Raw genomic sequence first — 12,304 nt, forward strand, 5'->3', positions numbered from 1 at the left:
AATAGCTGATGACCTCACGGATTTTACGGTAAAACAGGATTGCTGAATTAGGCTGAATACCGAGTAAATCTGCTGCTGAACGAGCCGTTACTTCTAATACAAAAAACTCAAGGCGCTTTTTCTGTATAGATTTCTTTAATTTACAATGAGTTATCTTCATTTTTGTAGATTAACATACTAGCTAATCTACGTCAGCCCCCACTTTTATGAATGTATATAAATAGAAATTTGTATGAATGGCTAAATTTTATTGCATAAAATTGACGGATACTATAGAATCCGCGCGTCTTACTTATTTTTGTGAGAGCATTTGGAATCTTTTACGTGTTGTGAAAGGTTTTTGCATAGACCAATAGAAGGAATACGATTATTAAAACCGTAAAAAAAGCACCGGCAGTAAATCGCCCAAATCGCATTAATGATGAAATTCGTGTTAAAGAAGTTCGTTTAATTGACCAAGAAGGTGAACAATTAGGAATTGTTTCTATTCAACAGGCTTTAGAAATGGCTGAACAAGTGGAGCTTGATCTTGTTGAAATTAGCCCAAATGCAGAGCCGCCGGTTTGCCGTATTATGAATTACGGTAAATTCCTCTACGAAAAAAGCAAAACCGCAAAAGAGCAGAAGAAAAAACAAAAAGTCGTACAAGTGAAGGAGATTAAATTCCGTCCGGGTACTGACGAAGGTGATTACCAAGTTAAATTACGCAGTCTTATCCGTTTCTTGGAAGACGGTGATAAAGCAAAAATTACTGTGCGTTTCCGTGGTCGTGAAATGGCGCACCAAGACATTGGTTTAGATGTGTTGGAACGGGTGAAAAACGATTTGGCTGAAATTTCAGTAGTTGAATCTGCACCTGGTAAATTAGAAGGTCGTCAAGCCGTAATGGTATTAGCACCGAAGAAAAAATAATAAGGATTTTTTGTTGAGATTTTAATCTCAATAAAAATCTTTTCACTTGGGTGAAAAGTCATTGTAAGTTGGGTAGACTACGCAGCCTAACTACTTTGAGAAAAGGCAATTTGCCTTATAGTGGAAATAATCAGGCCTCCAAGTAACTTTTTAGTTCGCCTGATTATGTTGTTTTTAAACGAAAAATGCGGGGTTATTTTAACAATGCCTAAAATCAAAACAGTACGCGGCGCAGCTAAGCGCTTCAAAAAAACTGCTTCCGGCGGTTTCAAGCGTAAACAATCTCACTTACGTCATATTTTGACTAAAAAATCAACTAAACGTAAACGTCATTTACGTCATAAATCCATGGTTGCGAAAGCAGACCAAGTTTTAGTCGTAGCTTGCTTACCATACGCATAAGCCGTTATTTAAGCAAAACGTACGATTTAGTTCATTTTAGAAAAATATACATAGGAGATTAAATAATGGCTCGTGTAAAACGTGGTGTTATTGCAAGAGCACGCCATAAGAAAGTTCTTAAGGCTGCTAAAGGTTATTATGGTGCACGTTCACGCGTGTATCGCGTTGCTTTCCAAGCGGTGATCAAAGCCGGTCAATATGCATATCGTGACCGTCGTCAACGTAAACGTCAATTCCGTCAATTATGGATTGCACGTATCAATGCGGCGGCTCGTCAAAATGGTTTATCTTACAGCAAATTTATCAACGGCTTGAAAAAAGCTTCTGTTGAAATCGATCGTAAGATCCTTGCCGATATCGCAGTATTCGACAAAGTAGCTTTCGCTGCATTAGTTGAAAAAGCAAAATCTGCACTTTAATTTTTTAAAGTTTAGAAAATGAGGACGCTGAAAGGCGTCCTTTTTTCTTATATTCATTTTCATCTTTTCGCTTTTCTTTCCAAACCGTATAAAATAGTGCAGTCACAAAAAACAAGGTTTTTTTGAACGTTGGCTTTGCCAACGGCTTTAAAGAGTGAATAAATCACTTTAGTGATTTATGAATAATTTTAGTCAAATTTTTACGAGGTTATCGTGGCATTAATTAGCTTAACAAATGGTTATCTTTCTTTTAGTGATGCACCATTATTAGACCATACCGAACTTCATATTGAGCCAAATGAACGGGTTTGTTTGGTTGGGCGAAATGGGGCGGGTAAATCAACATTACTCAAAATTATTGCTGGTGATGTATTGTTGGATGACGGTAAGATCCAATACGAAAAAGATTTGGTAGTATCCCGTCTTGAGCAAGATCCACCACGTAATACGGAAGGCAATGTATTTGGTTACATTGCAGAAGGTATCGGACATTTAACGGATTTATTAAAAGAGTATCATAGAATTTCTGTTGAGCTTGAAGAAAATTATAGCGAGCAAACTCTAAATCAACTAGAACAAGTTCAGACAAAATTAGAATATGCAGACGGTTGGCGATTTGAAAATAAAATTAATGAAGTGCTACTCAAATTAGGTTTAAATCCTAATACAAAACTGACCGCACTTTCTGGTGGCTGGTTGCGTAAAGCGGCATTAGCACGAGCCTTAGTTTGCGATCCTGATGTGTTATTACTTGATGAACCGACAAACCATTTGGATGTGGAGGCGATTGAATGGCTCGAAAATTTCCTCTTAGAATTTAGCGGTAGCATTGTATTTATTTCCCATGATCGTTCTTTCATTCGCAAAATGGCGACCCGTATCGTGGATTTAGATCGAGGACAGCTTGTTTCCTATCCGGGGAACTATGATTTATATCTCACGACAAAAGAAGAAAATCTCCGTGTCGAAGCCCTTCAAAATGAGCTGTTTGATAAGCGATTAGCCCAGGAAGAAGTATGGATCCGCCAAGGTATAAAAGCACGTCGCACCCGTAATGAAGGGCGTGTTCGAGCATTAAAGGCAATGCGTGAGGAACGTCGCCAACGTCGTGATGTGATGGGGACGGCAAAATTACAACTTGATACTTCGGCACGTTCCGGAAAAATTGTGTTTGAAATGGAAAATGTGAGTTATGAGGTGGCGGGGAAGCAATTGTTAAAAGATTTTAGCACCACCATTTTGCGTGGGGATAAAATTGCTTTAGTCGGACCAAATGGCTGTGGAAAAACCACATTTATTAAATTACTACTCGGTGAAATTCAACCGACAAGTGGGAAGATTCGTACGGGAACAAAATTAGAAATTGCCTATTTTGACCAATATCGTGCAGATCTAGATCCGGAAAAAACGGTGATGGATAACGTCGCCGATGGTAAGCAAGATATCGAAGTGAACGGCGTAAAACGCCATGTATTAGGTTATTTGCAAGATTTCTTATTTCCGCCTAGACGGGCGATGACACCGGTGAAAGCCTTATCGGGGGGGGAGCGTAATCGCTTGTTGTTGGCAAAATTATTACTTAAACCGAATAATTTGCTGATTCTTGATGAACCTACCAATGATTTAGATGTGGAGACCTTAGAGTTATTAGAAGAAATTTTGACGGATTATCAAGGCACATTATTGATCGTGAGTCACGATCGTCAATTTATTGATAATACTGCGACGGAATGCTATTTGTTTGAAGGGAACGGTGTCGTCAATAAATATGTAGGCGGTTTCTTTGATGCGAAACAGCAGCAAGCAAACTTTTGGGCAAGCAAAGCTGTGCAAGAAGTTGTGAAAAAGTCGCCGGCTAAACTGCAACAAAACGTGGTAAAAACCGACCGCACTTCTAAGCCAAAATCCGTTAAATTATCTTATAAAGAGCAGCGTGAATTGGAACAACTCCCACAGCAATTGGAAGAATTAGAGGAAAAATTGGCCGCACTTCAAGCGGAAGTTGGCGAACCTGCCTTTTTCCAACAGTCTCATGAAATTACCGATGCAAAACTAAAAGAATTGGCAGATACGGAAGCTCTTATTGAACAAACATTCTTGCGTTGGGAAGAATTGGAAGAGAAAAAAAGTATTGCTGAAAGTCAGTGATATAAGAAAACCGAGCATTGGCTCGGTTTTTTACGGGTTAGAATAAGTTGCTGATGAATATTATGATAATAATCACCGGTACAATAAATTTTACATAGTTAAACCAGATTTTGGTGAAAGTTGAATCCGGTGTTGGGGAAAGCTCTTTTTTAGCTTCATCTTTCAGAACGAAGCCAACGAAAATTGCACAACCTAATGCGGTGAGCATAAATAAAATATTGCCACTGGCATAATCATAGAAATCAAAGATACTTTTGCCAAAAATCTTGAAATCTTTCCATAGATTATCGCCCAAAATAGCAGGGATATTACCAACCAAGAAAATTCCGCCTAAGGTTAAAATAATTGCTTTGCTACGGCGCATACGCAATTTTTCTTGCAATGCGGTAATAATGACTTCGTAAATCGTAATTGAGGTGGTGAGTGCAGCGATTAATAATAAGCTAAAGAAAATAATGGCAAAGAATTTACCTGCCCATAAATGGGAGAAAACGATAGGCAAACTTTGGAAGACTAATGTTGGGCCGGCATTTGGCTCAATGCCAAAGGTAAACAAAGAAGGGAAAATCATAAAGCCGGCAAGTACGGCAATGATAGTGTTAGTAAAACCGGTAATCACTGCAGTGTGAATGAGGTTTTCTTCTTTATTAAGATAGCTTGAAAGGGTAATTAAAACACCAAAACCAAGGCTTAATGCAAAGAATACTTGTCCTAATACAAAAACGAAAAGTTGAGGTGTGATTTTGCTGAAGTCCGGTTTTAAATAAAAGGTAATGCCTTCCATTGCTCCTGGCAGTGTCACATTGCGGATCACCATACCGATTAAGAAGATAAAGAGTAATGGCATTAAATATTTGACTGAACGCTCAATGCCGCCAATGATGCCTTTTGCCAAAATAATATAATTCACCACCACGAAGAGAAAGGTGTATAACATGATTTCATAAGGGCTATTGCCGATATGAAGATCGTAGAAATTTTTGGCAATATCTTTCGTAATGGGGGCTGAAATGTCAAGTGTACCACTAAGTAAGCTCACTATATAAGAAATGACCCATCCTCCAAGTACCATATAATATGCCATAATGCCAAAGGCACCTAGTAGCCCCATATAGCCCAGGATTTTCCAATATTTAGAAATGTGTTTGCCTTTGTCTTGAAGTTTATCTCCGAAGGCATCAATAGAATTGACACGTAAACGGCGACCAATCACATTTTCCACTAAAATCATCGGAATGCCGATTATAATCATTGCAAGGCAGAAAAGCAGTACATAAGCACCACCGCCATTTTCACCCACAAGATAAGGGAAGCGCCACGTTGCACCGAAACCAACGGTTGCACCGGCAACGGTCATTATATAAGTCAGTCGGCTCGACCAAGTTTGACGTTGTTGTTTATTTGTTGTCATTATTTTTCCTATTTAATCAAAAGTGCGGTTAAAAATTTACTGATTTTGAACACAGAAGGTTAATATTCTGTTTTTTCTTTATATTCACAGAGATCCTCAATAATGCAAGAACCACAACGGGGCTTTCTCGCCACGCAAGTATAGCGACCATGTAAAATGAGCCAATGGTGTACATCTACTTTAAACTCACTGGGCACGACTTTTAAAAGTTTTTCTTCTACTTTAACGACATCTTTACCAGGGGCAAAATTTGTGCGATTGCATACTCGAAAGATATGGGTATCAACTGCAATAGTGGGGTGACCAAAGGCGGTATTTAGTACCACATTTGCTGTTTTTCTCCCAACACCGGCGAGAGCTTCTAAAGCTTCACGGTTTTCAGGTACTTCACCGTTGTGTTTTTCGATGAGATCACGACAGGTTTTGATGATGTTTTCAGCCTTACTATTATAAAGTCCGATGGTTTTAATATAGCTTTTTAAACCATCTAAGCCTAAATCCAAAATCGCTTGTGGCGTGTTGGCAATGGGAAAGAGTTTTTCTGTTGCCTTATTCACCCCTTTATCAGTCGCTTGTGCCGATAAAATCACGGCGATTAATAATTCAAAGGGCGAATTATACTGTAATTCGGTGGTAGGGTGAGGATTTTGATCCCGTAAACGGGTGAGTATTTCGATTCTTTTTTTCTGATTCATAATTTTATTTCCTTCTACTTTCTTGCTTGTGCAAGAAAGTAGCAAAGAACACACCCGATTAAATCGCTTTTCCGACCTTTGTTGTCATTTTCTTTACGGAAAATTTGTAAACTCGCCGTTGGGTCAAACAATACGAATTTTCCTAAAAATGCCAAGTCGGTCGGGCGATTTACACGGGGAAGATTAAGTGTGTGTTCAATCTATATTTTTCTTTGGTTATCAATTCTGTTTTTTAGGGCAAGGAGTAATCCCAATCCAATAAATGCGCCCGGTGGCAGGATGAAAAGTAAAAAACTGCTATCCGTTTGGTAAATATGGAAAGTGAGAAATTTTGCTTGTTCGCCAAAAAGATTTTCGATTCCTTCAAAAATCGTCCCTTGCCCGAAAATTTCACGGAGTGCGCCAAGCATAGTAAGGCTTAAAGCCATACCGAACCCCATTGAGAAACCGTCCCAAATAGACTGTAAAAGATTATTTTTGGAGGCAAAGACTTCCGCCCGCCCAATAACAATACAGTTTGTCACAATGAGAGGGATAAAAATCCCCAGAGATTGATAGAGTGTATAAGTGTAAGCATTCATCAATAATTGCACCACTGTAACCGTTGTTGCGATAACCATTACATAAATAGGAATGCGTATTTCATGGGGAATTTGTTTTCTAAATAGAGAAATGACCGTATTGGTACAGGTTAACACCAGCATAGTAGCAAGCCCTAAGCCTAGTGCATTAGTCGCCGTACTGGAAACGGCTAACAAAGGACAAAGCCCAAGTAATTGAACAATGGCAGGATTATTTTTCCAAATGCCTTGAGCGAAAATCGTTTTCCATTCGGCCTGTTTTATTTGGGCTTCAACCGGATTATGAGCTATATCTTCTTCCACAAGTGCGGTCGTTTTTTCGGATAAATTTGTCATATCACAGTCCTTATTGAATCGCCAGTTGCTGGAGTTCCGCCTGATTGTTAAGCATCACTAAAGCGGATCGTTTTACTTGATTAACTATGGCTCGAGGTGTAATCGTGGCACCGGAAAATTGATCAAATTTACCGCCATCTTTTTTTACCGCCCAATCATTTAAGTTTGTTTCATTAATCGGGTTATGATTGAAACTTAAAATCCAATTGGAAATGCGTAATTCTATTTTATCTCCCAATCCCGGGGTTTCGTGGTGTTCGATCACCCGCACGCCAAGCACCTCACCCGCAGGGGTTAAGCCTACGAGCAGACGTATATCGCCGGAATAGCCATCCGGTGCGGTGGTTTCATAGGCATAAGCAGAAATTTTTTGCTCTTTTTTAGCGAAATAAATTTTTTGAATTCCTTTGAAATTTTCATTTTGGGGAATGACCGCACTTTCCACTAAGTTGTTATCAAAATAGTTATGGGGAATCACTTGCAGTAGAAGATTACGTTGCTGTGCCGCCATGGTTTCATCAATTTTTCCTTTTGTCAGGTAAAAAATGCCTGAGGAAATCGCCGTGCAGATTAACGCAACTAATCCTAGGATCCACGCATAGCGTGAGGTGATTTTAAAGATTCCCATTATTTTCTTCCTTCTAAGCGGTAACCGGTAACACGTGGTCGTGTGTAATGATCAATTAATGGTACACAAATGTTACTGAGTAAAATGGCAAATGCCACGCCATCGGGGAAATTGCCGTGATAGCGAATGAGATAGACAAAAAGCCCGACTAATGCCCCAAAGGCAATTTTTCCACGTGGTGTGATTGAAGCGGTAACAGGGTCGGTTGCAATAAAAAATGCTCCGAACATCATTGCACCGCTAAACATTTGGCTCATTACACTCAGATGTGTGTTTCCCGTGAGGGCAGTAATGGTTGCCAAGCAGAAAAATGTCACGAGCATTGCGACCGGAATCTGCCAATGAATCGTACGTTTTAATATTAAGAATATACCGCCAAGTAAAAATGCAAGATTGACTTGCCACCATCCCTGTGCGAAGTCTGTGCCGTTCCCCATAAAAATTGGCATTTTAATGAGTTCATAGAAATCCGTTAATTCTCTGTGACTAGAATAGAAGATTTTTGCACTGTCTAATGGCGTCGCTTGTGTGACTCCATCAATACTTTGCGTAAGCTGTGACAGGGTGAAGCCATCAGTAGTAAGCCCTGAAAAAATGAGTGAAGCGGCATCTGAAAATGTTGGTGGTTCTTGAAGTAAATGAATAGGAGGAAGCCATGTTGTCATTTGTAATGGAAAAGAAATGAGTAAAACGACATAGCCAACCATAGCAGGATTAAATAAATTTTGTCCTAAACCGCCATAAACCTGTTTACCGAGTAATAGGGAACAAAGAGTACCGATGATGATGAGCCAATAGGGGGCATAGGGTGGAATGGCCATTGCTAAGATTAACGCAGTTAATACAATACTGAAATCAGCAAGTGCAGATAGCGGTTTTTTGCCACGTAATTTCATTACGATAAATTCACCCAATAGTGCAACTGTAATCGCTAATATTGATTGAAGGAGTACACCAAAACCAAAATAATAAATTTGAGCAAGTAAAGCCGGTATCATTGCAAAGATGACCCAAAGCATGATACGTGCTGTTAATTTTCCAGAATGAGTGTGAGGGGAACTGGCCATTTTAAACATAAGGATTATTCCTGTGGTTTCTCTCGTTTTTGTTGTGCTTGTGCAAGTTTCTTCGCTTTTGCCCGAGCAATTGCTGCTGCAACAGCGGCTTTTTTCGGGTCAAGTGCGGTCAAGTTTTCCGCTGTTTGTAGCAGAGTACTTTCAGTTTCATTGGTTATTTTATTTGTTGATTGTGATAATTTCTTCGCTTTTGCTCGAGCAATCGCCGCTGCAACGGCGGCTTTTTTCGGGTCAAGTGCGGTCAAGTTTTCCGCTGTTTGTGGCAGAGTACTTTCAGTTTCATTGGTTATTTTATTTGTTGATTGTGATAATTTCTTCGCTTTTGCCCGAGCAATTGCTGCTGCAACGGCGGCTTTTTTCGGCTCAAGTGCGGTCAAGTTTTCCGCTGTTTGTAGCAGAGTACTTTCAGTTTCATTGGTTGTTTTATTTGTTGTTTGTACAAGTTTCTTCGCTTTTGCCCGAGCAATTGCTGCTGCAACGGCGGCTTTTTTCGGGTCAAGTGCGGTCAAGTTTTCCGCTGTTTGTGGCAGAGTACTTTCAGTTTCATTGGTTATTTTATTTGTTGATTGTGATAGCTTCTTCGCTTTTGCCCGAGCGATTGCCGCTGCAACGGCGGCTTTTTTCGGGTCAAGTGCGGTCGAATTTTCTTCTGTTTTTGGCGCTGAAATTTCGCTTGCGAGGTTATTACTTTGCTGACGTGCTAAACGGCGAGCTTTACGCAATGCCATCATATCAGTATTGTCTGGTAAAATTTCACCTTTTTCTGAGGTGATGATTTTAATTGGTGTTGTGTCTTCAGCATTTGATTTTTTGGCTTTTAATCGCTCAAGTGCCGCTTTCACCGGATCTTCTCCGTGAGTTTTAGCTAATTCTTCACGACGAGCTTCTGCAGCTCGTTGTGAACGTGCCTTGCGTTCTTGTTCTTCACGTGCCATACGGGCTTGTTTTGCTTCAAAGCGAATTTTGGCTTCATCCGATTTCTTTTGTTTCTCTTTCATTTGCCAAATTTTTGCTTTTTCTTGGCGGAAATACTGAATAAGAGGAATGTGGCTTGGGCAAACATAGGCACAAACCCCGCATTCAATGCAATCTTTTAGAGCATATTCTTCCGATTTTTTGTGATCTTCACTGCGTGCAAACCAATAAAGCTGTTGTGGCATTAAGTTTATCGGACAAGCATCAGAGCAACTTGAGCAACGAATACAGGCTTGTTCCGGCTCGGGTTCCGCATATTCAAAATAATCCGGCGCAAGTAAACAATTGACAATTTTAGTGATAGGTGCATTAAGATTTGGCAGTGCCAGTCCCATCATCGGCCCGCCTGCAAAAACAGGAAAACGTTCATCAAGTTGATAGCCTGTATAACTGAGTACATGATGAATTGGTGTACCAAGGCGTACCCAATAATTCCCTTTTTCTTGAATTTTATTGCCTGTCAGGGTAACGACACGTTCAATTAAAGGTTCGTCATTAATAACCGCTCTTTTTATTGCAAATACAGTACCGATATTATGCATTAATACGCCAATACTGGAGGAGCGTTCGCCACTAGGAACTTCTATACCCGTGAGCAAATAGATGAGTTGCTTTGCTGCACCGGAAGGATATTTTGTGGGAATGACCCGAACCTCAATGTCATTTGCACCTTGTAGGGCGAGGTTGAGGGCTTCAATGGCTTCCGGCTTATTATCTTCTACGGCAATCACTACTTTTTCAGGGCGTAGGATATAGCGCAGAATACGTGTTCCTTCAATAATTTCCTCTGCTCGTTCACGCATAAGGCGATCGTCACAGGTAATATAAGGCTCACACTCGGCACCATTGATGATGAGGAGTTTGACTTTTTTCTCAGCAGATTGAATTTTGGCTGCACTTGGGAAGACCGCCCCACCAAGACCTGCTATGCCGGCAAGATAAATTTTTTCAATAAGCTGTTCAGGTGTTAGGCTGAGAAAATCCTCAATAGGATGTGATTCAATACTTTGATCAAGTCCATCTGCTTGTAAATGAATTGTTGGTTCATCAAATCCGGAGGGATGAGCTGCAATATACGGCGCAATATTTATAACTGTTCCAGATGTAGGAGCGTGAACGGGAAGTGTGCGTAAACCATCGCCTTGCGTCAAGGCCTGACCTTTTAAAACATAATCACCGACTTTGACTAAAAGGTTTCCGGCAAGCCCCGCATGTTGTTTGAGTGGAATATAAAAATCCCGACTTAAAGGAAGACGCTTTAGTGGTTGATAATTAGATTGTTCTTTCATTTCAGGTGGATGAATCCCCCCTTTGAAATCCCAAATCTTACCGGAATTAAAACGAGATAGAATGTCTGCCATTTATTCCCCCACAACCCATTTTTTTTCGCTACCGTTTACATTTACTACCGGAATCACTAGCTTTGCATCAAATTTCCAATCCCAATTGTTGATATCTTTTTTTACCGGAATCATCGAGATACAATCTGTTGGGCAGGGGGCGATACAAAGTTCACAGCCTGTGCAAAGATCAGGGATAATCGTATGCATTGTTTTATTTGTACCGATAATGGCATCTACCGGGCAGGCTTGAATACATTTAGTACAACCAATACACATATTTTCATCAATAAATGCCACCATTTCGATGGGTTCTTCAACCCCTTCCATTGGTGGAGCATCTACACCCAAAATTTCAGCAATTTTTACGATTGTTGATTGTCCACCGGGAATACACTTTGTGATCATATCACCGTTACAGATAGCTTCCGCATAAGGTTTACAACCCGGATAACCACATTGACCGCATTGGCTTTGCGGCAATATGGCATCAATTTTTTCTACGACGGGGTCGGCTTCCACTTTTAGTTTTAAGGACGCAATGCCCAAAACCGCACCAAAAATTAAGGCGAGTAGGGTGATGACAATGAGTAGTGTAGTCATTATTTCTTTCTTTTTCCTGAAAATTTTTGATAGAGTCCGATAAATAAAATCAGCACCGTGATTGTCATTAAAAGATAAATCATAGGGCGAACATCATTATCTAATTAGCCCCGTAAAGCCTATAAAAGCAAGGGACATTAAACCTGCCGTAATTAACGCAATGGAAGCGCCACGAAATGCAATAGGGACATCAGCTGCAGTCAAACGTTCACGCAAGGCAGCAAAGAGTACTAAAACAAGCGCAAAGCCTAATGATGCGCCAAAACCGTAAATAACCGATTCAGTTAAATTATGAGCAAGATTTACATTGAGTAATGCAACCCCCAGTACAGCACAGTTTGTTGTAATCAAGGGTAGGAAAATACCCAGTAAACGATAAAGTGTTGGGCTGGTTTTATTGATTGCCATTTCAGTAAATTGAACCACAACCGCGATCACTAAAATGAAAATAAGCGTGCGTAAAAATGTAGCATTCAAAGGCAAAAGAATATAGTGATCCACTAGATATGAACAAAGGGAGGCAACGGTGAGAACAAAAGTTGTTGCTAATCCCATACCGATGGCAGTTTCAATTTTCTTTGATACTCCCATAAACGGGCAAAGCCCAAGAAATTTCACCAATACGAAATTGTTAATTAATGCTGTACCGATAATCAATAAGATATAATGTGTCATTGTTACTAGCCTTTGAAATAAGGGCGCTATTATCCCTATTTATGAAAGGAAGAACAATAAGAAATTTAGGGTAGATCTAAGAGGTTTATTTTAGGGGAGAGCA

Annotated in this window: 12 protein-coding genes and 1 pseudogene; 4 read left to right on the plus strand and 9 right to left on the minus strand. The window is 40.0% G+C overall.

Annotated elements, in window-relative coordinates; all coding sequences use genetic code 11:
- Positions 1–160: pseudogene (locus E4T92_RS02150) on the minus strand (IS1595 family transposase); the annotation flags it as partial.
- A 209-nt stretch (positions 161–369) separates the two neighbouring features.
- On the opposite strand from E4T92_RS02150, the gene infC reads away from it, so the two are divergent.
- The 4 genes from infC to E4T92_RS02170 all read left to right on the plus strand — a co-directional run bounded on the left by infC (position 370) and on the right by E4T92_RS02170 (position 3,881).
- Positions 370–912 carry a translation initiation factor IF-3 gene (infC, locus tag E4T92_RS02155; RefSeq protein ID WP_135093255.1) on the plus strand — a complete coding sequence of 181 codons (543 nt, stop codon included), beginning with the start codon at positions 370–372 and terminating at the stop codon, positions 910–912.
- Positions 913–1,116: 204 nt separating this feature from the next.
- Positions 1,117–1,314 (plus strand): 50S ribosomal protein L35, encoded by a 198-nt coding sequence (gene rpmI / locus E4T92_RS02160; protein WP_034613912.1) that lies wholly within the window; start codon positions 1,117–1,119, stop codon positions 1,312–1,314.
- 65 nt (positions 1,315–1,379) lie between these two features.
- Entirely contained in the window at positions 1,380–1,733 is a 354-nt protein-coding gene (gene rplT / locus E4T92_RS02165; protein ID WP_005596075.1) for a 50S ribosomal protein L20, read from the plus strand.
- A gap of 213 nt (positions 1,734–1,946) precedes the next feature.
- Complete coding sequence (locus tag E4T92_RS02170; RefSeq protein ID WP_135093256.1) at positions 1,947–3,881, plus strand: ABC transporter ATP-binding protein; 1,935 nt, start codon at positions 1,947–1,949, stop codon at positions 3,879–3,881.
- Positions 3,882–3,918: 37 nt separating this feature from the next.
- Here the strand turns inward: E4T92_RS02170 and E4T92_RS02175 are convergent, their stop codons facing one another.
- From E4T92_RS02175 to rsxA, 8 genes are all read right to left on the minus strand, one after another.
- Complete coding sequence (locus E4T92_RS02175; RefSeq protein WP_135093257.1) at positions 3,919–5,292, minus strand: sodium-dependent transporter; 1,374 nt, start codon at positions 5,290–5,292, stop codon at positions 3,919–3,921.
- Positions 5,293–5,351: 59 nt separating this feature from the next.
- On the minus strand, positions 5,352–5,987 hold the full coding sequence (gene nth, locus E4T92_RS02180) for an endonuclease III (RefSeq protein ID WP_077543149.1): 636 nt from the start codon (positions 5,985–5,987) through the stop codon (positions 5,352–5,354).
- A 200-nt stretch (positions 5,988–6,187) separates the two neighbouring features.
- Positions 6,188–6,904, minus strand: coding sequence for an electron transport complex subunit E (locus E4T92_RS02185; RefSeq protein ID WP_135093258.1), 717 nt, complete (start codon positions 6,902–6,904; stop codon positions 6,188–6,190).
- A 10-nt stretch (positions 6,905–6,914) separates the two neighbouring features.
- Positions 6,915–7,532, minus strand: coding sequence for an electron transport complex subunit RsxG (gene rsxG, locus E4T92_RS02190; protein WP_077543147.1), 618 nt, complete (start codon positions 7,530–7,532; stop codon positions 6,915–6,917).
- The gene (rsxD, locus tag E4T92_RS02195; protein ID WP_135093259.1) at positions 7,532–8,608 is read right to left on the minus strand and encodes an electron transport complex subunit RsxD; all 1,077 of its coding nucleotides are present in this window, start codon (positions 8,606–8,608) and stop codon (positions 7,532–7,534) included. The genes rsxG and rsxD overlap by 1 nt, the downstream gene beginning before the upstream one ends.
- Before the next feature lie 5 nt (positions 8,609–8,613).
- Positions 8,614–10,944, minus strand: coding sequence for an electron transport complex subunit RsxC (gene rsxC, locus E4T92_RS02200; RefSeq protein ID WP_135093260.1), 2,331 nt, complete (start codon positions 10,942–10,944; stop codon positions 8,614–8,616).
- The gene (gene rsxB / locus E4T92_RS02205; protein WP_077543143.1) at positions 10,945–11,526 is read right to left on the minus strand and encodes an electron transport complex subunit RsxB; all 582 of its coding nucleotides are present in this window, start codon (positions 11,524–11,526) and stop codon (positions 10,945–10,947) included.
- A gap of 96 nt (positions 11,527–11,622) precedes the next feature.
- Entirely contained in the window at positions 11,623–12,201 is a 579-nt protein-coding gene (gene rsxA, locus E4T92_RS02210; protein ID WP_135093261.1) for an electron transport complex subunit RsxA, read from the minus strand.
- Positions 12,202–12,304 lie beyond the last annotated feature (103 nt).

Origin of the sequence: Pasteurella sp. WM03 (assembly GCF_004570945.1) — a bacterium.
Taxonomy (GTDB): domain Bacteria; phylum Pseudomonadota; class Gammaproteobacteria; order Enterobacterales; family Pasteurellaceae; genus Rodentibacter.

Bases quoted from the DNA above. Each gene is read 5' to 3' on its own strand.
- rpmI (WP_034613912.1), top strand. From the start codon at position 1,117: ATGCCTAAAATCAAAACAGTACGCGGCGCAGCTAAGCGCTTCAAAAAA.
- rplT (WP_005596075.1), top strand. From the start codon at position 1,380: ATGGCTCGTGTAAAACGTGGTGTTATTGCAAGAGCACGCCATAAGAAA.
- E4T92_RS02175 (WP_135093257.1), bottom strand. From the start codon at position 5,292: ATGACAACAAATAAACAACAACGTCAAACTTGGTCGAGCCGACTGACT.
- nth (WP_077543149.1), bottom strand. From the start codon at position 5,987: ATGAATCAGAAAAAAAGAATCGAAATACTCACCCGTTTACGGGATCAA.
- E4T92_RS02185 (WP_135093258.1), bottom strand. From the start codon at position 6,904: ATGACAAATTTATCCGAAAAAACGACCGCACTTGTGGAAGAAGATATA.
- rsxG (WP_077543147.1), bottom strand. From the start codon at position 7,532: ATGGGAATCTTTAAAATCACCTCACGCTATGCGTGGATCCTAGGATTA.
- rsxD (WP_135093259.1), bottom strand. From the start codon at position 8,608: ATGTTTAAAATGGCCAGTTCCCCTCACACTCATTCTGGAAAATTAACA.
- rsxC (WP_135093260.1), bottom strand. From the start codon at position 10,944: ATGGCAGACATTCTATCTCGTTTTAATTCCGGTAAGATTTGGGATTTC.
- rsxB (WP_077543143.1), bottom strand. From the start codon at position 11,526: ATGACTACACTACTCATTGTCATCACCCTACTCGCCTTAATTTTTGGT.
- rsxA (WP_135093261.1), bottom strand. From the start codon at position 12,201: ATGACACATTATATCTTATTGATTATCGGTACAGCATTAATTAACAAT.